Raw genomic sequence first — 19,798 nt, 5'->3', positions numbered from 1 at the left:
CGCGAAGGCGCGCCGCTCGAAAGCCCTCAAACCCGCCGGTAAGTCAGGTAATGCGGCTTGCGCCCTTCGCGCAGGGCTTTTTGTTCATAGCGCGTCGAGAGCCAGTCACCCCAAGGCACGTCCCAGTCGCCCGAAACGGGTTGGGGATCGTCGTGATCAAACGCGGCAGGCACAGAAAATTGCGGCTCAAATCCGGCTTGCGGGATTTCCGCAATCGCCTGACGGACATAGTCGGGAATATCCGTGGCCACGCGGAACTCGGCGCCGGGCTTGAGCGCGCGATACAGTGGTTCAAGATGCTCCTGCGTCACAAAGCGACGGCGGTGATGTTTCGATTTCGGCCAAGGGTCGGGATAAAGCAGAAACGCCTTGTCGATACTGCCTTCGGGCAGCACATCCATCAGATCGCGCGCATCGCCGGGATGCACCGCGATATTGGAAATCTTGGCGCGGCGCAGCTTGCCCAGCAGCATCGCGACGCCATTAATGAACGGCTCGCAGCCGATGATTTCAACGCCTGGATAGGTCTGCGCCATATGCGCGATATGCTCGCCCCCGCCAAAGCCGACCTCTAGCCAGACCGGCTTGCCGTAAAACCGCGCGACCATATCGAGTGGTTTGCGATCTGGGTTTTCCGCCCAGCCCACCGCGCCGGGGGTCAGAGCGGCCAGATCCTCGCGCAGATAGTCTTTTTGCGCCTTGTTCAGCGTCTTGCCATTGCGGCGACCATAAAAGTTGCGCCACGGGGCCGCGTTGGGATCAAGGTGAGCGCTATCGCCAGAGGTGTCATCATGCTGTGTCATGGCCGCGCCTCTAGCGGGAGGGGGCGCAAAACTCAAGCCTTCTGAATCAGCCAAAGCCCGAAACACATCGCGCCAATCCCCATGCCGCGCGTCAATGTGAACGGGCGCACCAGCGCGCCAAACAGCCCGAACTGGTCGATCAGCGCCGCTGAGATCATCTGCCCGAGCAGCACGAAAAACACCGCATTTCCCACGCCAAAGTGTGGCGCGATAAAGGTGATCGAAAGCACATAAAACGCCACCAACAGCCCGGCGAGAAACAGATACCACGGCTGGCTTGACAGGCGCGCGATCGGGGATGGTCCCGTTGTGATTAGCATGACCGTAACCGCCCCGCCAAGTGCGACGCAAAACAGCACCACCGCCGCCACCGCCGGAGAGCCGATACGCGCGCCAAGTTGGGCGTTCAGCGCCGCGAGAACTGGAATACCGACCCCGGCAGTCAGCATGATGCTTGCATAGCGTAGATAATCGGGCATGGGGGCTTTCCAGACAGGGTTTCGCCGCCAACTTGGCGCGGGGCGCGCAATTGGGCAAGGACTTTGGTGTTGCGGGATTGTCTTGCGCATAATGGCGCGGCGCGCGGCCGACAAACAGCACCTGCGCAAACGTCGTTTCAATACTGTGGAAAGAGCGCCTCTCTGACGTGATCGCGCGGATTGGGAACGCGATATCTTATATCTTTGCGGCAATCATGGCCTGACGGGGCACAATCGTGGAGGAATTATGGTGATATTGATGAAGCGCGCTATAAGAAATTTCATAATATCAATCTATTGCGACCTATTTTTCTAACTTCCCACGCTCCATTCCATTTGCGCAATTTCACCGAATGCTGACGTCAACCAAAGGAAAATTGGAGACTCACATGATACTCGTACCATCGAAACTGGCTTCTGGGGCGCGCGTTTTGCTGTTGCGGTCGGGCATAGGCATCGGCCTTGCAGCGGCGGCGACCTCGCTGGTTCTGGCGCAGGATGCACCGCCCAAGGGCGGGCGCGGCGGCCCGCCGAAAGAGGCGTTTATGGCCTGCGAAAACCTGGCTGCAAAGGCGTCCTGCGACATCGCCACGCCTGAGGGCAAGGCGATCAAAGGGATCTGTATGGCAACGCCGGACAAAAAGCTGGCTTGCATGCCCAAGGACGCACCGCCCCCACCGAAGAACTGAGATTTGAGCAACTGAGTTTGCCCGGCCCGCCAGTCCCGCAAGGCTGGTGGGCCAAATTTTACGCCCCGTATGCGTAGCCGACGCCATAGACCGAGCGGATCAGTTCGGCCCCCGGCTCAAGCGCTTTCACCTTCACCCGGATATTTTTGATATGGCTGTCGATGGTGCGATCAAAGACATCGGCATCGTCGGGAAAGGCCATCTCCAGAAGCTGCGCACGCGAGAACACCCGCCCAGGACGTTTGTGCAACGTGTGCAGGATCTGAAACTCGCGTTTCGTCAGATCGAGCGGTTTGCCCGATAGAGTTGCGCGCCAGCTTTCGGGATCCATCACAAGGCCGTCTTCGGGCCAATCCGAGTCTGGCGCAGGCGCGGCGCGGCGCAAGATCGCCTTGATCCGGGCCACCAACTCGCGCGGGCTGAACGGCTTGCAGAGATAGTCGTCCGCGCCAAGTTCCAGCCCGAGAAGACGGTCGATTTCCTCGACCCGCGCGGTCTCCATGATGATCGGCACATCGCTTTTGGCACGCAGCTCGCGGCAAATCGTCAGGCCGTCTTTGCCCGGCAGCATGATGTCGAGCACCACAAGATCGGGCTGCGCCGACAGCACGCGTTCTACCGCATGGGTGCCATCCCACAAGATATCGACCGCCATGCCCGCCTGCGCCAGATAATCGCGCAGCACCTCGGCCAGATCGGGTTCGTCCTCGATGATCATGATACGTTTTTGCGCGCTCATGCTGTCTCTCCATTTGGCAGCGTCATGCGGATATGCAGCCCGCCCATGCGCGAGGGGGCGGCAGTGATCTGCCCGCCATGCGCCTCGACGATGGCCTTGCAAATCGCCAACCCTAGCCCCGAGCCGCCCTTGGCGCGCGAGCGCGACGCCTCGCCGCGATGGAACCGGTCAAACAGGCGTGTCATCGACGCGTCAGAGGGCGCGGGCGCGGTATCGTCCAACGTCAGATAGGCTGCGCTGTCGCCCGCCCAAACCCGCATCTTCACGCTGCCCGGCGGATCGGTATAGCGCAGCGCATTGGACAGCAGATTGTCAATCACCTGCCCGATTCGCCCGGCATCGCAGGACAGCTGGACCGGCTTGGCGATCTCGGTGATCAGCTCAAGCCCAGCGGCGGCAAACCCCTCACTAGCACTATTGGCGGCGGCTTGCGCGATCCGCGCAAGATCGGCGGGGCCACGATCGGGAATTAGACTGTCTTCACGCCATGCGCTCAGCAGGCGCAGATCGGACACCAGCCGCGTCAGACGCGCCACCGCATCTTCCATCGCCCCAAGCGTCTGCGGATCGGCGCGCCGCACGCCATCCTGCAATGCCTCGATATGGGCGCGCAGCACGGCCAAAGGCGTTTGCAGCTCGTGGCTGGTATCAGAGACCCATTGGCGTTGCGCGCGCTCGGCGGCCTCAAGGCTTTCGGCAAGCGCGTTGTAGTGGTCAATCAACTGGCCTAGCTCGTCATTGCCCCGGCGCGGGATGCGCGAGCTATATTCGCCCCCCGCCAGCCGCTTGGCCCCGCGTTCAAGCGCACGGATCGGCACGAGGAACCCCCGCGACAACAGCGCCGCCCCGATCCCCGACAGCAACAGCGCCAGAGCCGCCGCATAAAGCAGCGAGCGAAATTGCGAGCGCAGGAAAAACGTATCGGTGCTGTTCTGGATCGCACCCGGCGCGACGATGCCCAGCCATCCCAGAGGCGCGGCACCCTGCGCAGCATCCGCTGCGATGATCGCGAGTTTCTCGACCTCCTGCCCACCGATCTGATTGTCGCCGACGACGACTTTCCCACCCGCATCCAGCAAGACGAGCCGTCGGTCGATTGGCAGAGGCGGCACTAGGCCTCCCGGCGGTGCCGGGGGTGCAGTCTGTCCAGAAAGCGAGGGCGAATTGGGGTTGTTGTCCGTAACGAAGCGGCGCCACGCGTCGGGATCGTCGCGAAACTGCGGCCAGCCCTGCGCCTGCGTGTCATAGCTTTGCGCCAAGGCCTTGGCGAGCGGCGCGTGCAGGTCAAGCTCCTCGCGCAGCAAATAGCGCGAAAACCCGTCGCGCATGCTGACCCCCACCAGCGTCGCCATGATCACCACGACCAGCAGCGCAGTCAGCGCGATAGCCCCGAACAGGCGATAGGCGAGGGGAAGATGCAGTGCTTTCATGGCGCGAATTGGCCCGGCGAATGTGAAGGAAGGATGGAGGAACGCTCTGACCCGGTCAATGCAGCGCAAATTTCGCGCGGTCAACCGGCGCGGCGCGACTGACGTAATCCCCAGCACACAAGGCTTTGTCGCGCGAACGCCGGAAATTTTCGCAACAGGTGTCGTTTTTTTCGCACCGCTACCCAATCGCTCCACATTCGGGCGTCAGATTAACCCCAAGGGCGGCCCTGGGCAGGTGTTCCCCTACACTAACCCTTCCCTATTGCCCGGGGCCGCCCGAACGCTACTCAAACCGATAAGGCGGATGAACCCATGACGATCAAAAGCATCAATGGCTGCATTGGCTGCGAAGAATGCGTGAAGTCCTGCCCTTGCGACGTGCTGCGCATGGAAAAGGGCAAGGCAGTGATCGCCTACCCCGCCGATTGCCAAATCTGTCACCTATGCCGGATGTATTGCCCCGTCGACGCCATCGAGATGGCACCGGACAAATCCATTCCCGTCATCGTGCCTTGGGGGTAATGCCATGAAACTTGACGCGCGCTTCTTTGCGATCCTCACTGGTCTGGCCGTGTTTGTCGGACTGCCAATGCTGTTTTACGCAATGGGTGACGCGCCGCGCCGCTCGCTGCTCAAAGAGGTCATATCGGTCGCGACGTTCCTGTCTTTCGGCTTCATGATCGGGCAGTTCTTTCTGGCGCGCTCGAACACGGCTTTGGCGGGTCTGTTCAAGCCGCTCACCGTGCAGAAAGTGCATAAATATATCGCTTATAGTGCCGTCGCGGTGATCGCGCTGCATCCCTTCATGATCGTCTTCCCGCGCTATTTCGAAGGCGGGGTAAAACCGCTCGACGCGTTCTGGACGATGATCACCAGTTTCGACAATCTCGGGATCGTGCTGGGCCTGATCGCTTGGGGGCTGATGCTGGTGCTTGGCGTGACCGCCTTCTTGCGCATGCGGTTGCTCAAGCGATTTGCCACCCGTTATCGCGGCTGGCGCTATTTTCACGGCAGTCTGGCTGTCGTCTTCACCGTGCTCGCCGCGTGGCATGCGATTGATCTGGGCCGACATATCCACACGGCGATGACCGCCTATTTCATCGCCCTGATCTTCATCGGGTTTGGCCTGCTTGCCCGGCTTTACTGGTCGGCGGTTCCAAGAGCACCCGCTGCGCAACCCCTCTCAGAAGGAGTGCAATCATGACCGACACACCCACCCGTCGCCAGTTTCTTGCCCTCACAGGGGCGGGCATCGCAGCGCTTGGCGCAGGTGCTGCTTGGGCGCAAAACAAGGTCGAGTTCGATCCCGACACGATCACCAATACCGATTACGCCACCGATGTTCTGGTGATCGGGGGCGGCATGGCGGGGCTGTTCGCGGCCGTGAAGGCGCATGACGCAGGCGCGCGCACGATGATCGTGTCCAAGGGGCGGCTTGGCTCGTCGGGGCTGACGCCTTTTGCCAAGGGGTTCTTCACCTTCGATCCCACGGTCGAGACGATCTCGATTGACGAGTTTGTCGCCAAGGTGCAGCGCTCGGCCCTTGGCACGGCGAACACGGTTTTCACTAAGCAACTGGCGGTGAATTCTGCCATGCGCGCAATCGAGCTGAAAAACTGGGGGTTCTTCGATCAGACGCTGGCCAACCGCCCCTTTATGAAACCGATTGAAGAACGCGATATTCCCTTGATGGAACGCGTGATGATCACCCATCTCATCAAAGAGAACGGGCGCGTCGTGGGGGCCGCGGGCTTCCGTCTGGATCGCGAAGAAACGGTGACGATTCAGGCCAAAACGGTTGTGCTGTGCACCGGAGCGGGCGGGTTCAAGCCCAGCGGCTTTCCGGTCTGCGACCTTACCCATGACGGCACGATCATGGGCTATGAAATCGGCGCGAAGGTCACGGGTAAGGAATGGAATGACGGTCACGGCACGCGCTCTGTGAACCCGGCGGCGTGTTATGACAACTGGGGCGACATGTTCGAACAGGTGCCGGGAACCAATGGCGTCGAGGTGCATCACGATCTGGGCGTCGACATCAATTATCAGGCCTATATGGGCGGCAATCCGGTCAGCGGCGGGCCCGGTTCTCCGCCCAGCGACGCGTCAGAAGAGATCGCCGGTGGCCCCTATGTGCCCGCCGAATTCCAACGAACCGCAGGCGGCCCGCCGCCGGGTGCCGAAGGCGATGGCCCCTCGGGTGGGCCTCCGGGCGGTGGTCCCGGTGGTCCGGGTGGCCCGCCTCCGGGATTCCACGCAGGCTCGACGATGGGCGGTGCCTCGGCGGGGATGGCGATTCACAAATCCGAAGGGTTGGTGCCGGTCAACGAGACGGGCCAAAGCACCGTGCCGGGGCTTTACGCGGCGGGCGACGCGCTTGGCAGCCATATGGCAGGCGGGATCTACACCCAGATCGGCTCATCGCTGGCAGGCTCGGCGGTGCAAGGCGCGATTGCGGGGGCGACTGCAGCGACCGAGGCGGCAAAGTTGGCCGATCCCGTGATTTCAGATGCGCGGCTGGAGGCGATCAAGACTGAAATGCTGGCCCCGCTCAAACGCGAGGCGGGTTATGGCCCGGCTTGGGTCACGCAGACCTTGCAGGGCATTATGATCCCGAACTTCGTGCTTTATATCAAGAAGGCCACGATGATGCAGGCAGCGCTGGCCTATATCGAAGAGCTGCGCGATCACCACGCCCCGATGCTGCGCGCGGCCAATATGCACGAGCTGCGTCTGGCGCACGAGACCCGCAACATGATCCTGAGCGCCGAGATGAAGCTGCGTGCCTCAATGATGCGCACCGAAAGCCGGTGCAGCCATTTTCGGCTCGATTACCCGGAGGTGGACGACGAAAATTGGCGCGCATGGATTAATATCTATCGCGGCGCGGATGGCGCGATGCAGCTTGAAAAACAGCCGTTTGAAACCTGGGCAACGCAGGGCTGACGCGCAGATGCAACGCATGGTCCCTGTCAAAGGCACCCCGATGAGTCGCCGCGCGGTGCTGACGGGTCTGGCGGCGTCGCTGTCCGCCTGCGCCACCGCCGCGCCAACCGAGCAATTCCTCGCGCAACCCAGCGCGCCGGATTCGCTTTCGCGGTATCGTTTGCCTTCAACGGCAAGTGCTGCGCAATGGGGGCGCCATCTCGATCTGGCGGTTCTGCACGACGATCCGCAGCTTCTGGCACTGTCCGGAGGCGCCGAGGACGGTGCTTTCGGCGCAGGCGCGCTATGTGGCTGGTCACAGCACGGCACCCGCCCCCAGTTCGATATCGTGACGGGCGTGTCGACCGGTGCGCTGATCGCGCCCTTCGCCTTTCTGGGGGCAGAATATGACGACATCCTGTCGCGCATGTTCAACATGCTCAATGCCAGCGATATTATGCGCTTAAACGTGGCAACGCTGTTCAACGATGGGGCGCTTTATGACACGACGCCACTTGCCGACATGATCGCGGCCTACACGCCCCCTGCCCTGATTAAACAGGTCGCAGCCCGCCACGCGAATGGGGCGCGGCTGTTTGTAGTGACCTCGAACCTTGAGACCTCTCAGGCGATCATCTGGAACATGGGGGAAATCGCGCAGGCCCGATGGGACGACCTGTTTCGCGCGGTCATTCGTGCCTCCAGCGCCTTGCCGGGAATGTTTCCAGCCGTCACCTTGAAGGTCGGGCGCGGCAGCACGGCCCATGAGGAAACCCATGTCGATGGCGGTGTGCAGATGCAGTTCCTTGCCGCCCCTGATGCCGCTTTTGACGTGCCACGGCGCAAACACGCGGGCGGTCATGCCTATTTGCTGATCAACAACACGCTGCAGCCCGCGCCCCAAACCGTGTCGCATTCCGCGCTTGGCATCACTCAGCAGGCGCTGACGGCGATGGTGCGCGCCAATGCAGCTAGCTCGGTCAATGCCGCGCGGCTGCTGGCAAAGCGTCAACGGCTAGGCTTTTCGCTCGCCAGCGTCGCGCCCGACCCGGATGCCGTCTACGACCCCGATAATCGCTTTTCGACACGCTATATGCAGGCGCTATTCAAGCAGGGCCGCAAACGCGCCCTCGAAGATCGGCTTTGGGAGAGTTGAGCGGGCACTTTTGTCCCGCTCCTGCCTGCATGGTCCGACCGATGCGCGGACCCCTTCGGAGCAAGACAGGTGCCAAGATTTGCAAGCATCAAACACGATCAGATGACCCCGAGCAGTTTCTACTAAGACGATAAATCAGGATCAGAAACAGAAGCGTTATGACTGCTCTGGATAGCGTCCCACGGAATGGTGTAACTTTGTTCTTCGGCCTTGGCTTGGTCGCAGTTACTGGGCGGCGATTGTCGCCAGGTCCATGAGAGTGGTGTCGCAAACAGCGGCGAGCGTTCTCCGCTTGTCCCAGCAGGCCACGACTTGGTCTACGCGAGCGCGCTGAAGACCGAGTCTGGACGGACACGCCCGAAAGCCGAACACATTTGTATCGCCGCCGATGGTGAAAATGAGGCGATCCGCCCCGGCCTCCAGACTGGTTGCGGTCAAGCCTTTTCGGTTTCCGCAATAGCTGCTTCCCGTCGGCGAAAATGCGAGCTTCCGCCTAGGCCATCGAACAATCACCTAGTCGATGAAGATTGCTTACAAGAGGCCAATCGCGATGAGCGTAGGAACGAACGCGGTGATCCAGTAGCGAACGATAAGGGCGGTCGGCATAAAACGGGTTCTGGTGAGTTCTGACAGAGGGAGCAGACCCACCCGTCTGTTTCCTGACCCAACCCAGCTTCCGGCCGGAAAGAGTCCGTTCTGAAGGATGGAGCATCTGCAGCATTTCGCGATTCAATCGGCGTGGCCTTGGCGAGGTTTGCTAAAACCGGATATTACGTATTGCCATCGCGAACGACCGCTTTGGAGGACAATCACACGCGCGAGCCTCGATACGGCGGTGAGGACCGCGCAGTTGCACGTCTGTTATGAACGTTTGGACAAGGCCGCTCGCGCGGTCGTAGCGCGTCATGCGGTTGTCGTATGGGCCCATCCAGCAAGCGCGGGGTGTTTGCGACTTACTTGACCTGTCTGAAGAATAGGGCATTCGCGAACGTCAGGCAGGAGGAATTCAAAACAGCGAAGAGAACGCCGTCACTGCGCGAGCGACTTCATTCAAGGCGCGTGAGTCGCGATGCGCGATGCGGTCGACAAAATCGAACTGGCTCAACGTTTTGGCAAAAAATGGCCGATCGCCTGATGGTTGTTTCGTCGCCACTTAGATCAATCAACTTCCGTGCTATGCTGCTACACGCAGGGCCTAAAACGTTTATCCTGGAGTGCTCGATCTGAGTGCTATTCAACGGATTTTACTTGGGTTTCAGGGCCCGCCCATTGACACGAAGGTGCCTTATGACGACGCAAATCACATTGACCGAACTCAAGGCCAAAATACGCGATATCGACACCCCGGATGAGGAAATTGCCGCCTATTTATTGGCCGCACCCGAAGCCTCGGATGCGTTTGCGCCTCAAGTGCGGATCAACCCTGACTTGGTGGATGATGAAGGCACCGAAGCCGATATCGCAATGCGGTTCTTTAACGCGATGTCCAAGCGGCGGCGGCAAAAGAAATATCTGAGAAAAATCGAAAACGGCTGGGCCGGGCTACGCGTCGTGTCCGAGGGCGATAGCTGGTTTCAATATCCGTTCCTGCTGCGCGATGTGATTGATCAACTGTTTGACGACTACGCAATCTACAGCCTTGGGGCGGCCGGTGATCTCGTTCAGGATATGCTGGATCAAGACGAAATCCTGCAAGCCGTGCGCCAGCATAGCCCGCATCTGTTCCTCATCAGCGGTGGCGGCAATGATCTGCTGGGCGACGGTATGCTGCAAACCGCATTGCACCCGTTCAAGGCTGGCAGGCTGGCCAAGGACTATCCCAATGCCACCTTTGGCAAACGGCTCAAGGATATCATCGGCGTCTATCGCTCGATCTTTACGACGTTACTGGCCGAATTTCCCAATCTGAAAATCCTGTGTCACGGCTATGACTATGCTCAACCCGCGAACGCGCGCTGGCTGGGCAAGCCGATGGAGGCGCTGGGGATCAAGGACAAGACGCTTCAGGCGCAAATCGTGGCAGAACTGATTGAGCGCTTCAACACCGCTCTGGTCGATCTGGCCGCTGAATTTCCCGGATCGGTCGTGCGCGTCAGCTGCCTGAATTGTGTGGGCACCAACTGGCACGACGAATTGCATCCCAATAACACCGGCTATGCCGCAGCCGCCGGAAAATTCCGCGCTATTATTGACTCGATGTTCGGGGCGAACGCGCCGCTTGAGGTTACAGCCCAGCTGTCACCGGGCAAAGAGGCGATGCTCGACGCACAGGATCTGGAGCCCGAGGCATTTCGCGAGTTGGTCGATCATCGGGGGCGCGAATTGCTCGACACGCCCCTGCCCCCGACCGAAGACGAAAGCCGCCGCAAGGAAATCGAGCAGGATATTTCGCAGCATTTCGAGAAGATATCGGGCGGGGCCGACTTCTTGCCTGCCAGCTTTCTGTATCGCGGCGCGGACGCGGCGGCCTCGGTCTGTCGCATCAATCTGCCCGGAGGCTCGGGCACCGGGTTCATGATTGCTACCGCCAACTTCATCATGACCAACAACCACGTCATCGGCGACGAAGACGAAGCCCGAGAGGCCGTCGCAGAGTTTAATTTTGAAGAGGGTGGCGCCAGCCTGATGGTCAACCTTGATCCGGATCGGTTTTTCGTCACCTCCAAGGAGTTGGATTTCACCATCGTTGGCTGTGACGACCCTGCGTTAGAGGTCTTTGACCCGATCCCGCTGCTGCGCAACCCATCCACCGTGACGCGGGGTGAAAAGGTCAACATCGTGCAGCACCCGCGCGGGCGCCCCAAGGAAGTCGCCTTGCATAACAACGACGTGCTGCGCGTCAAAGATAAGGTGATCTGGTATGAAACCGACACCGAACCGGGATCCTCGGGCAGCCCGGTGTTCAACAACACTTGGGATTTGGTCGCATTGCATCACGCGGGTTGGGTCGAAGGGGGCGTGACCACCAATGAAGGCGTGCGCATCGCGGCAATCGTGTCCCATCTCGTGGCCCGCCAGCACAGCGAAGACACCGCCTCATCAAAGCTGATGGAGCTGCTTTCAACGATCCCTGACAGTTCTCCGCATCTTGGGTTCTTTGACATTGCGGGCATCACCGGCTCGAGCGTTCAGGAAGTCGAAGTCCCCGAATATAAGGGTTCGCTTGAATTCGCCGATATCGGTTTCTGGAATATCGAGCATTTCAACGACACCATTTCGGATGCGCGCGTTGACAAGGTTGCGTGCGTGCTGGGCCATCTGTCGCTTGACGCGATGGGCTTGGTCGAAGTGCAAAAAGACGCGATGGAGCGCCTGATTGCGTCGCTTCAGGCCCTTGGGCATAGCTACGACTACAAATATCTTGACGTCAAAGGTCGGCAGGACCTAGCCGTTCTATATGACAGCAAGACCACGGAAGTGAACATTTCCGCCAAGATCCTGAACCGCCACAAAACGGCTTGGGCGGCGACAACTGAGTCAGGGCGCACGGCCTTTCCCCGCCGTCCACTGATCGCCACGATCAAAATCGCCCCCAATACTGAAGGGGGCGATCCGGTGGAATTCGTCATGATCCTGCTGCATCTCAAAGCGTTTGGCGATCCGCAAAGCAAGGCCCGTCGTCGCCTTGCCGCCGAGATCCTGACCGAGGTGATCGCCGACATCCGCAAAACCGAAAAGCTACCTGTGGTGCTGGGCGGTGACCTTAACGAAACACTGAACACCGATGTGCTTGGCCCTCTGACTGATGCACCCGATCTGTTCACCCTCACCACCGATGATGCCGCCGACAATGCGCTATCCTATGTCGGTGCCAGATATCGCTCGTTGATTGATCACATCGTGGTCAGCAACGATGTCCACATGGCCCCGATCAGCGGCGACGACGCAGCCATCGTGCGGCTCGACAAATCGGTGGCGGATTTTACCCGCGATGTGTCCGACCACGTGCCACTCGTGATCCGCATGGTCAGCCGCGAAGCGCCAATACAGATCGAGAGTGCGGGGAAGAAATGACATTCCAGGCTCATGGCTGGGCGGGATGCGGTCGCACAAGCCAGCAATGCTGGTGCGGGTGGCACTCGCGAACAATGGCTCGCGGGTCAGCAGGTGTTTCAGCCAGCCACTGCACGGAGCGTCAAACCGCTCGATGGCCTGAAGAACGGCCATTGCGCCGCAAACCAAGAGCGTGCGGATGTCGCGCTGGCCCATCGTCGAGGTCTCACCAAGCCGGGCCCTGCTGCCCGTCGAATGCCACTTTGGCACGAGCCGATCCAAGCGGCAAAGTCACGCCCGCGCCGGAAGTTTGCCGGAAGTTTGCCAGATCGGGCGCGAATGTCTCAGTTGCAAGCCCAGTGACAGGGCCCACACTCGGCATGGTTTGGGAGCGGCGTTCGATGTCGATTTCTTTCGCCGCGCGCCCCATCTTTCCGTCACGCTCTGCGAGCCGCGCGTTCAGGTCGCCAATCTGTTCCAGATACATCTGGCCGCGTTTCCAAACTTTGTTGGGCAGCGCTGTGTCACTCTCCTCGATCGCATCTGCCAGGCGCTTGAGATAGCCAGCCCCTCTGGCTGTGACCAGTCCATGCTCTGCAAGATGCCCGCGCACCTGGACAGAATTATTGATAGCTCTCTCGTCATTCGAGCGCCCTCTGTAGGCCAAAATAACCCAAAGTCGCAGCCAAGCATTATTAGCGCCCACCTTCATTCGAATGTCAGCGGAGCGATCCAAAGGACAACCGGAACCTCCATAGCGGCTTTGCGATCGGTTCAGCGTGTCAACATTGAGATCTTAGCCGTCCCCGGATTCCCCATGGCATCATCGCGGAGCGTCAACGAAAAATCTAAACCCCGCAAACGCGGGGGCGCGCATTAGGAGGTGACGCTTAGCCTTCGGTGATGACGAGGGTCAACAACGCCAGCAAATCATTGCGCAGATCGTGCAAAGCTTGATCCCGGGTTTTGCTGTCGGTGGCGATAAATTCGACAAAACGGGCGTTCTGCAAGTTGAACAGCGCCCAACCGAGATGCGTAGAATTCACGCTGTCAGCGAGTTTTCCCACCGCTCGCAACTGTTCGATCTCCCGGATCAGAACCGAGGCCAATCTGAAATCGAGCTCGCGATAGAGCTTGTTGAAGCGCGGTTCGCGACCATCGACCGACGCCGAAATGATCTGGCGCCACACCGATTTATCAAGATGGGTCAGCGTGTGGTCGCAGATGATCGTGAAGAAACGCAGCACAAGATCAACCAGATCGGGCGGTTGGTCCGCCAGATTTCGATCAAGCGTTTCAAGCAACTCACGATCGCTTTCGGCCACCAACGCCAGCAGCACGCCTGATTTGGTGCCATAGTAATTATGCACCGTAACGCTTGAAACACCGGCAATCTCGGCAATCGCTTCGATGGTGATATTGTCGAGGCCAGCCTCGACGAAAAGGCTTTTGGCCGCGGCGATGATACGCGCGCGCCTGCCCTCTTTTTGCCGCTCTCGCAGGCTCAATGTTTGTGATCGTTCCATAGCCGTATTTTCGGGATGTGCGCCGCGAAATGCAACCTAAATTTTAGTGATGTAAAATTTTTAGTAGACTAAAAAATTTTGTTCCGTATATTTTTTTGAGTAACCGCATCTGGGAGCTGATCATGCGTAAACTCACCTTCGCCCTGTCGATCGCCAGCGCCATGTTGGGCAGCGCTGCTGCTGCGCAGGCAAACGAAACAGTCAATGTCGGAATCTGCGTCTCTTGGCCGGGCTATGCCATGATGGACGTGGCCAAGCAGAAAAACCTGATCCCCGGCTATGATCTGAACATCGTGAACTTCGAGGATCCGCTGGGTGGGCACGCGGCGCTCGCGGCGGGGCAGATCGACGTCTATGGCTGCACGGCCGATTACATTCCCGTTGCCGTCGATGCAGGGCTTAACGAAGTCAACGTCGCATATCTCAACCCGTCTTACGGTGTTGATCACGTGGTTCTTGCTGCTGGGATGACACCCGAAACACTTAAGGGAAAGAAGGTTGCCGCGCCACAGGCCTATATAGGTCAATTGCTGATGGGGCTATGGTTGGACCGCGCGGGCATAGCGCCGGGCGATGTCGATTGGGTAAACCTGAACGCCGATGAAGCGGTGGGGCCGATGCTGTCGGGCGATCTGGCAGCGGCCTATATGTATGAGCCGTGGATCTCGAAGGTGATTGAGGCCGCACCTGGCACCAAGTCAATCGTCGACACCACGGATCCGGAAATGCTCAAGACCGGCATTTTCATGGACTCGCTTTTCATGAACAAAGACTTCATCGCCAAGAACCGCCCTGCGGCATTGGCCGTGCTTAAAGCCGAATGGGATGCCCGCGCTTACTGGCATGCGAATGTCGAAGAAACCAATCAGATGATCGCCGAATATCTGAAATGGCCGGCAGCAGATGTGGCCTCGGTTATTGGCACCGATGGCAAAAGCCTTGCGGGCGGCATCTATATGTTTGATTTCGATGAATCAGCGCGCACTTGTGGCGTCCTTGACGGGGCACCGCCCTTTGGGTTGCCCAATGGCTCGATGGCCGGATCGGTGGCATTGACCAACGAATGGTGGATCAAGCTGGGCCTGATGAAGAACACAATCGACCCGGCTGCCGGTATTGATTGTTCCTTGATGGGCGACTTGGTCAAATCCGGCTATCGCCAGTCCTTCCAAGCGACTGAATAAACCTGTGTCAGTTACCCCCCTCGGCTTTGGTCGAGGGGCCCTTGCGGGAGCCCTTCATGCGGCAAAAGTTTCCAACCGGGCGTAAGCCCAAATTCTTACAAGTGCGCGTGCCGGTGTCGTCGCGTCAAATGCTGATCTCGGCGATCGGGATTTGGGTCGTGTTTTTCGGCATCTGGATCCTCGCCACCAGTTTGCATTGGGTGAACCCGCTTCTGGTTCCGGCGCCCGGTGATGTCCTGAGTGCGACTGTTCGTCTGTTCGCAAACGGGTTTGGTAGCGATGTGCTGATCTCGATGATGCGCGTGCTTGTCTCGTTTACGCTGGCCTGCCTCGTGGCCATCCCGCTTGGGGTGGCGATGGGGGCCTTTCCGGCAGTGGATGCGATCTTTGCTCCGTTCGTCTCGGCATGGCGCTATCTGCCCGCACCCTCGTTCATCCCGATCCTGCTAATGTGGTTTGGCACGGGCGAGGCCCCAAAACTGGCGTTGCTGTTTCTAGGGGTGATCTTCTTTCTCATCACCTTGATCGCAGATCACACGAAAGAAATCCGTAAAGAGCTGATTGAAACGGCTCTCACGCTGGGCGCAGGGCGGTGGGCCACCGTCTTTGGCGTGATGCTGCCCGCCGTTGCCCCCAATATCCTGACAGCGATGCGCCAGATGTTGGCAGTGGTCTGGACCTATCTGGTGATTGCGGAAATCGTCGCGTCGACCACGGGTATCGGCGCGATGATGATGCGCGCACGTCGCTTTCTGCATACCGACGAGATCTTGTCTGGCATCATCGTCATCGGCGTTTTGGGGCTTATTTTCGACAAGGTCTTCGCGATCCTGCACCGCCGCCTCTTTCCCTATCTGAAAGAGGTGCGCTGATGTCTCAACCTTTGCTTCAAATTAACAACGTCTCGAAAACCTTCTCCTTGTCCAAGGGTCAGTCGCTAACAGCGGTCGATGATGTCTCGTTTGCGGTTGAGAAAGGCTCAATCTGTGTCCTTCTGGGCCCGTCAGGCAGCGGCAAATCAACGATTTTGCGGATGATCGCGGGGCTTGAGACGCAAAGCAGCGGGACGATTACGCTGAAGGAGGCACCGATTGACGGACCGGCGCGCGAGCGCGGGATGGTTTTTCAGGCCTACACCTCGTTTGACTGGATGTCGGTTGGCAAAAATGTCGAGTTCGGGATGAAAATCAACGGTGTCCCGGCCAAGGAACGGCGAGAGCGTGCAGCCCATTTCATCGGTCTCGTCGGGCTCTCAAAGTTCATCGACACCTATCCGTCCCAACTTTCGGGAGGGATGCGTCAGCGCGTGGCGATTGCGCGGACCTTGGCGAATGCGCCCGAGGTGTTGCTGATGGACGAGCCGTTCGGCGCGCTTGATGCTGAAACGCGCTGGCAGATGCAGGAATTGATGATCGAGGTGGCCGAAGTCTCGGGAACGACAATGATCATCGTGACCCATGACATCGAAGAGGCGATTTTTCTGGCCGATAAGATCGTCTTCCTCTCCAGCCATCCGGGGCGGATCAAAGAAGAGATCATTCCCGATTTCAAACCGGTGAAACGACTGCGCAGCAAGGAAGAGCTGCTGGAATGTCCGGGCTATATCGACATTGAACGCAAGATCATGCGGATGATGCGTGAAGAGGGCCAGCACTGATGACACTCTCATTCTCTGGCCGCAGCGTCGTCATCACCGGCTCAAGCCGCGGGATCGGGTTTGGCATCGCACAGGGCTTTGCGCAGGCGGGCGCGTGGTTGCACCTAATTGCCGATGATCCCGCCGTCCATGAGCGCGCTGCAGAACTGGGCGCGACATCGGTGCAAGCAGATATCTCTGACAAGGAACAGGTTGCCGAAGCGCTGGCTCCGCTTGGTCGGATCGACGTGCTGATCAACAATGCGGGATTGGAACTGATGACGCCCATCAGCGACGGTTCTGATGCGGTCACCGATGCGTTTCGCCGAGTGATCGACATCAACGTCACGGGAACGGCCATGGTGACCGCCGCAGCCTTGCCACGCATGGGCGCAGGGGGGGCAATCGTGAACACGGCTTCAATCTGGGGCCGGGTCGCTGAGCCGGGTTTCGGCGCCTATGTCGCCTCGAAACACGCGATCATCGGTCTAACCAAGACCTGGGCGCGCGAATTGGGCCCGCGTGGCATCCGCGTCAACGCGGTCTGCCCCGGTTGGGTGCGCACCGAGGCCTCGATGCGTTCACTGGGCCGGATCGCGGCGGAGTCAGGTGAGGACGAGGCCGCGCTGTTGGACAGCATCGTTGCCGGGCAGGCCCTGCCGGGGCTGATGGAGCCACCTGACATGGCCCAGACCTATCTGTTTCTGGCCTCGGATATGGCCAGCAATATCACTGGCCAGTCGCTGGGCGTGGATCGAGGAGAAGTGCCGTGGTGAAACCGTTGCAAGGTAAACACGCGTTGGTTACGGGGGCCGCCAGCGGGATCGGGCGGGCTATCGCCTTGGCGCTCCACGATGCCGGTGCCCGCGTGATCGGGCTTGATCTAGCTGCGTTCGAGGGCGACATCGCGATCCTACCCTGTGATCTTGCCGACGAAGCGCAGATCAAAACCGCGGTGGATGAGGCCGCGCAGCGCTTGGGCGGCATCGACATTCTGATCAATAACGCGGGCATTTTCGAAGAGCGGTCCTTGGCCGATCTTAGTGCCGATCACATCGACCGGATGACCGCCATCAATCTGCGCGCGCCAATGCTGGTCGCGCGCGAGGTGTTGGCGCATCTGCCCGAGGGTGGGCGGATCATCAATATCGTTTCGGAACTGGCCTATCTGGGGCGCGCGGGTGGCTCGGTTTATGCCGGCACCAAGGCGGCGATGCTGGGCGTCACCCGCTCGTGGGCGCGCGAATTGGCACCGCGCATTCTGGTAAATGCGGTCGCGCCGGGTCCGACCGATACACCGCTGCTGGATTTCGAAAACCTCAGCCCCGAGGGCAAGGCCTTGGAAACCAACAACCCCCTTGGCCGCATTGGCCGCCCCGAAGAAGTCGCCGCGGCGGTGGTCTTTCTGGCGGGACCGGGAGCCACCCTATTCACCGGGCAATGCCTTGGCGCCAATGGCGGCGCGGCGATGACATAATGGATCAAAACATGACAGATAGTGTATTTTACGCAGAGCTTCCTTGGCCCGATGTCGAGGCGCGCATCACCGCCGGCGCACCCGTTTTTCTGCCTCTCGGCGCAACCGAGCAGCATGGCCGTCACATGGCGCTGAATGTCGACGTGGTGATCCCCACCGCAATTGCGGCGCGCGCGGCGGCTGAACTGGGCGGGCTGGTCTTGCCCACCGTTGCTTATGGCAATCGCTCGCAACCCAAGACGGGCGGGGGGCCGGGCTTCCCCGGCACGCTCAATCTGAGCGCGCATACGTTCTCGCTGATCGTGCGCGATGTGATCTGCGAGCTGTTTCGCCAGAATGTGCGCAAGATTATCACAGTGAATGGGCATTACGAAAACATCGGCCCAGCGATTGAGGGGATCGAACTGGCGCTGGATGCAATCGGTCGGGACCGCGCCGCAGACCTTGTTATCTTGCGCGTCGATCATTGGGAAATGGTGCGCCCCGAAACGCTGGACCGCATCTTCCCCAATGGCTATCCGGGGATTGAGCTGGAACATGCTTCGGTTCTGGAAACGTCGATGATGATGGCGCTGCGTCCCGAATTGGTGGACCTGTCCAAGGCGCGCCATGACGGCCCCGCCGCCTTTTTGCCCTATGACCGCTTCCCCAAGCCTTGCGCCGAGGTCCCGCCCTCTGGCGTGTTGTCGCTGACCGAAGGGTCATCGGCCGAGAATGGCGAACTGTTGCTCGCCGATTGCGTGGCGGGCATCACAGCCGCTGCTGCGCGAGAATTCAACTGAGGATATGCCCATGACGACGTTTCACCAGCCCATTGACGCCGCAAAAGTTCCACGTTTCGCGGGTCATTCGACCTTCATGCGTCTGCCCACCGTGCCGACGGCCGAGGGGCTTGATATCGCGCTAATCGGTATTCCGTGGGATGGTGGCACCACCAATCGCGCGGGCGCGCGTCACGGCCCGCGCGAGGTTCGCAATCAATCAAGCCTAATGCGCGCGGCCCATCATGCGTCCGGGATAGCGCCGTTCAGCATTGCCAATGTTGCCGATGTCGGGGATCTGTCGGTGAACCCGATTAACCTGCTTGACGGGTTGAAACTAATCGAGACGGGGATGGCGCAGATCGTGGCCAGCGGAGCGCTGCCGCTCTCTTGTGGTGGCGACCATTTGACGACCCTTCCCGTGTTGCGCGCACTGGCCAAATCGGGACCTGTCGGGCTGATCCATTTCGACGCGCATTCTGACACAAACGATAGCTATTTCGGCGACAACCCCTTTACCCACGGCACGCCCTTCCGGCGCGCCATTGAGGAAGGGTTGCTAGACCCGCACCGCATTGTGCAGATCGGCATCCGGGGATCGGTTTATGATCCGGGCGAGCATGATTGGGCCAAAGCCCAAGGTATCCGTATCATTTATATGGAAGAGTTCGTGCGTCGCGGTGTTGGCGAGGTGATGGCTGAGGCGCGCAACATTGTAGGTGACGCCCCGACCTATGTCACCTTCGATGTGGATTCGATTGATCCCTCAATGGCACCGGGCACCGGCACCCCAGAAATCGGTGGGTTCACCACGCGCGAGGCGCAAGAGATGGTTCGCCTTTTGGCCGGGGTGAACATTATCGGCGCGGATGTGGTCGAGGTCGCGCCGCCGTTTGATCTGGCGGGCATGACGGCGCTGGTCGGCGCGACCATGATGTTTGAATTGCTGTGCGTGATGGCGGAAATGGTGGATCGTCGCCGCTAATTGAGGCCATTGGCT

General features: G+C 59.7%; 19 protein-coding genes. 13 read left to right on the top strand and 6 right to left on the bottom strand.

Annotated elements, in window-relative coordinates:
• Positions 1–26: 26 nt before the first annotated feature.
• Complete coding sequence (trmB, locus tag ACN0SD_RS03285) at positions 27–803, bottom strand: tRNA (guanine(46)-N(7))-methyltransferase TrmB (RefSeq protein WP_417806795.1); 777 nt, start codon at positions 801–803, stop codon at positions 27–29.
• Positions 804–835: 32 nt separating this feature from the next.
• Positions 836–1,282 (bottom strand): DMT family transporter, encoded by a 447-nt coding sequence (locus ACN0SD_RS03280; RefSeq protein ID WP_417806794.1) that lies wholly within the window; start codon positions 1,280–1,282, stop codon positions 836–838.
• Positions 1,283–1,671: 389 nt separating this feature from the next.
• Here ACN0SD_RS03280 and ACN0SD_RS03275 point away from each other — a divergent pair, with 389 nt between their 5' ends.
• The gene (locus tag ACN0SD_RS03275) at positions 1,672–1,971 is read left to right on the top strand and encodes a hypothetical protein (protein ID WP_417806793.1); all 300 of its coding nucleotides are present in this window, start codon (positions 1,672–1,674) and stop codon (positions 1,969–1,971) included.
• 58 nt (positions 1,972–2,029) lie between these two features.
• Here the strand turns inward: ACN0SD_RS03275 and ACN0SD_RS03270 are convergent, their stop codons facing one another.
• Together ACN0SD_RS03270 and ACN0SD_RS03265 are read right to left on the bottom strand one after the other, a co-directional pair.
• Positions 2,030–2,710: a response regulator gene (locus tag ACN0SD_RS03270; protein ID WP_417806792.1), complete on the bottom strand. Its 681-nt coding sequence runs from the start codon at positions 2,708–2,710 to the stop codon at positions 2,030–2,032.
• Positions 2,707–4,140: an ATP-binding protein gene (locus ACN0SD_RS03265; protein ID WP_417806791.1), complete on the bottom strand. Its 1,434-nt coding sequence runs from the start codon at positions 4,138–4,140 to the stop codon at positions 2,707–2,709. The genes ACN0SD_RS03270 and ACN0SD_RS03265 overlap by 4 nt, the downstream gene beginning before the upstream one ends.
• A 312-nt stretch (positions 4,141–4,452) precedes the next feature.
• Here ACN0SD_RS03265 and ACN0SD_RS03260 point away from each other — a divergent pair, with 312 nt between their 5' ends.
• The 5 genes from ACN0SD_RS03260 to ACN0SD_RS03240 all read left to right on the top strand — a co-directional run bounded on the left by ACN0SD_RS03260 (position 4,453) and on the right by ACN0SD_RS03240 (position 12,235).
• Positions 4,453–4,662, top strand: coding sequence for a 4Fe-4S dicluster domain-containing protein (locus ACN0SD_RS03260; protein WP_417806790.1), 210 nt, complete (start codon positions 4,453–4,455; stop codon positions 4,660–4,662).
• A 4-nt stretch (positions 4,663–4,666) separates the two neighbouring features.
• On the top strand, positions 4,667–5,344 hold the full coding sequence (locus ACN0SD_RS03255) for a ferric reductase-like transmembrane domain-containing protein (RefSeq protein ID WP_417806789.1): 678 nt from the start codon (positions 4,667–4,669) through the stop codon (positions 5,342–5,344).
• Complete coding sequence (locus ACN0SD_RS03250; protein ID WP_417806788.1) at positions 5,341–7,086, top strand: FAD-binding protein; 1,746 nt, start codon at positions 5,341–5,343, stop codon at positions 7,084–7,086. Before ACN0SD_RS03255 ends, ACN0SD_RS03250 begins: the two co-directional genes overlap by 4 nt.
• 16 nt (positions 7,087–7,102) lie before the next feature.
• Positions 7,103–8,221: a patatin-like phospholipase family protein gene (locus ACN0SD_RS03245; RefSeq protein ID WP_417806787.1), complete on the top strand. Its 1,119-nt coding sequence runs from the start codon at positions 7,103–7,105 to the stop codon at positions 8,219–8,221.
• A 1,287-nt stretch (positions 8,222–9,508) separates the two neighbouring features.
• Positions 9,509–12,235 (top strand): trypsin-like peptidase domain-containing protein, encoded by a 2,727-nt coding sequence (locus ACN0SD_RS03240; RefSeq protein WP_417806786.1) that lies wholly within the window; start codon positions 9,509–9,511, stop codon positions 12,233–12,235.
• A 205-nt stretch (positions 12,236–12,440) separates the two neighbouring features.
• On the opposite strand, the gene ACN0SD_RS03235 is transcribed toward ACN0SD_RS03240, so the two are convergent.
• The gene (locus ACN0SD_RS03235) at positions 12,441–12,926 is read right to left on the bottom strand and encodes a hypothetical protein (protein WP_417806785.1); all 486 of its coding nucleotides are present in this window, start codon (positions 12,924–12,926) and stop codon (positions 12,441–12,443) included.
• 178 nt (positions 12,927–13,104) lie between these two features.
• Positions 13,105–13,740, bottom strand: a complete 636-nt coding sequence (locus ACN0SD_RS03230) for a TetR/AcrR family transcriptional regulator (RefSeq protein ID WP_417806784.1) — start codon at positions 13,738–13,740, stop codon at positions 13,105–13,107.
• A 122-nt stretch (positions 13,741–13,862) separates the two neighbouring features.
• Between ACN0SD_RS03230 and ACN0SD_RS03225 the strand changes: the two genes are divergently transcribed.
• The 7 genes from ACN0SD_RS03225 to speB are packed head-to-tail and all read left to right on the top strand — an operon-like array spanning position 13,863 to position 19,783.
• Positions 13,863–14,924: an ABC transporter substrate-binding protein gene (locus ACN0SD_RS03225; RefSeq protein ID WP_417806783.1), complete on the top strand. Its 1,062-nt coding sequence runs from the start codon at positions 13,863–13,865 to the stop codon at positions 14,922–14,924.
• Positions 14,925–14,980: 56 nt separating this feature from the next.
• Positions 14,981–15,796: an ABC transporter permease gene (locus ACN0SD_RS03220; protein WP_417806782.1), complete on the top strand. Its 816-nt coding sequence runs from the start codon at positions 14,981–14,983 to the stop codon at positions 15,794–15,796.
• Positions 15,796–16,581 (top strand): ABC transporter ATP-binding protein, encoded by a 786-nt coding sequence (locus tag ACN0SD_RS03215; RefSeq protein ID WP_417806781.1) that lies wholly within the window; start codon positions 15,796–15,798, stop codon positions 16,579–16,581. The genes ACN0SD_RS03220 and ACN0SD_RS03215 overlap by 1 nt, the downstream gene beginning before the upstream one ends.
• Entirely contained in the window at positions 16,581–17,336 is a 756-nt protein-coding gene (locus ACN0SD_RS03210; RefSeq protein ID WP_417806780.1) for an SDR family NAD(P)-dependent oxidoreductase, read from the top strand. Before ACN0SD_RS03215 ends, ACN0SD_RS03210 begins: the two co-directional genes overlap by 1 nt.
• Entirely contained in the window at positions 17,330–18,037 is a 708-nt protein-coding gene (locus ACN0SD_RS03205) for an SDR family NAD(P)-dependent oxidoreductase (RefSeq protein WP_417806779.1), read from the top strand. Before ACN0SD_RS03210 ends, ACN0SD_RS03205 begins: the two co-directional genes overlap by 7 nt.
• Before the next feature lie 11 nt (positions 18,038–18,048).
• Entirely contained in the window at positions 18,049–18,819 is a 771-nt protein-coding gene (locus ACN0SD_RS03200; RefSeq protein WP_417806778.1) for a creatininase, read from the top strand.
• Between the two features lie 4 nt (positions 18,820–18,823).
• On the top strand, positions 18,824–19,783 hold the full coding sequence (gene speB, locus ACN0SD_RS03195) for an agmatinase (protein ID WP_417806777.1): 960 nt from the start codon (positions 18,824–18,826) through the stop codon (positions 19,781–19,783).
• The last annotated feature ends 15 nt before the right edge of the window (positions 19,784–19,798 follow it).

Origin of the sequence: Thioclava sp. (genome assembly GCF_048263065.1) — a bacterium.
Taxonomy (GTDB): Bacteria; Pseudomonadota; Alphaproteobacteria; order Rhodobacterales; family Rhodobacteraceae; genus Thioclava.
Note: the sequence above shows the minus strand (reverse complement) of the source record. Positions and strands in the feature narration are given on the sequence as shown.

Excerpts from the sequence above, each read along its gene's own strand:
- ACN0SD_RS03280 (WP_417806794.1), bottom strand. The coding sequence starts at position 1,282 with ATGCCCGATTATCTACGCTATGCAAGCATCATGCTGACTGCCGGGGTC.
- ACN0SD_RS03240 (WP_417806786.1), top strand. The coding sequence starts at position 9,509 with ATGACGACGCAAATCACATTGACCGAACTCAAGGCCAAAATACGCGAT.
- ACN0SD_RS03245 (WP_417806787.1), top strand. The coding sequence starts at position 7,103 with ATGGTCCCTGTCAAAGGCACCCCGATGAGTCGCCGCGCGGTGCTGACG.
- ACN0SD_RS03275 (WP_417806793.1), top strand. The coding sequence starts at position 1,672 with ATGATACTCGTACCATCGAAACTGGCTTCTGGGGCGCGCGTTTTGCTG.
- ACN0SD_RS03260 (WP_417806790.1), top strand. The coding sequence starts at position 4,453 with ATGACGATCAAAAGCATCAATGGCTGCATTGGCTGCGAAGAATGCGTG.
- ACN0SD_RS03225 (WP_417806783.1), top strand. The coding sequence starts at position 13,863 with ATGCGTAAACTCACCTTCGCCCTGTCGATCGCCAGCGCCATGTTGGGC.
- ACN0SD_RS03220 (WP_417806782.1), top strand. The coding sequence starts at position 14,981 with ATGCGGCAAAAGTTTCCAACCGGGCGTAAGCCCAAATTCTTACAAGTG.
- ACN0SD_RS03255 (WP_417806789.1), top strand. The coding sequence starts at position 4,667 with ATGAAACTTGACGCGCGCTTCTTTGCGATCCTCACTGGTCTGGCCGTG.
- trmB (WP_417806795.1), bottom strand. The coding sequence starts at position 803 with ATGACACAGCATGATGACACCTCTGGCGATAGCGCTCACCTTGATCCC.
- ACN0SD_RS03215 (WP_417806781.1), top strand. The coding sequence starts at position 15,796 with ATGTCTCAACCTTTGCTTCAAATTAACAACGTCTCGAAAACCTTCTCC.
- ACN0SD_RS03250 (WP_417806788.1), top strand. The coding sequence starts at position 5,341 with ATGACCGACACACCCACCCGTCGCCAGTTTCTTGCCCTCACAGGGGCG.
- ACN0SD_RS03200 (WP_417806778.1), top strand. The coding sequence starts at position 18,049 with ATGACAGATAGTGTATTTTACGCAGAGCTTCCTTGGCCCGATGTCGAG.
- ACN0SD_RS03210 (WP_417806780.1), top strand. The coding sequence starts at position 16,581 with ATGACACTCTCATTCTCTGGCCGCAGCGTCGTCATCACCGGCTCAAGC.
- speB (WP_417806777.1), top strand. The coding sequence starts at position 18,824 with ATGCCCATGACGACGTTTCACCAGCCCATTGACGCCGCAAAAGTTCCA.
- ACN0SD_RS03265 (WP_417806791.1), bottom strand. The coding sequence starts at position 4,140 with ATGAAAGCACTGCATCTTCCCCTCGCCTATCGCCTGTTCGGGGCTATC.
- ACN0SD_RS03230 (WP_417806784.1), bottom strand. The coding sequence starts at position 13,740 with ATGGAACGATCACAAACATTGAGCCTGCGAGAGCGGCAAAAAGAGGGC.
- ACN0SD_RS03235 (WP_417806785.1), bottom strand. The coding sequence starts at position 12,926 with ATGAAGGTGGGCGCTAATAATGCTTGGCTGCGACTTTGGGTTATTTTG.
- ACN0SD_RS03270 (WP_417806792.1), bottom strand. The coding sequence starts at position 2,710 with ATGAGCGCGCAAAAACGTATCATGATCATCGAGGACGAACCCGATCTG.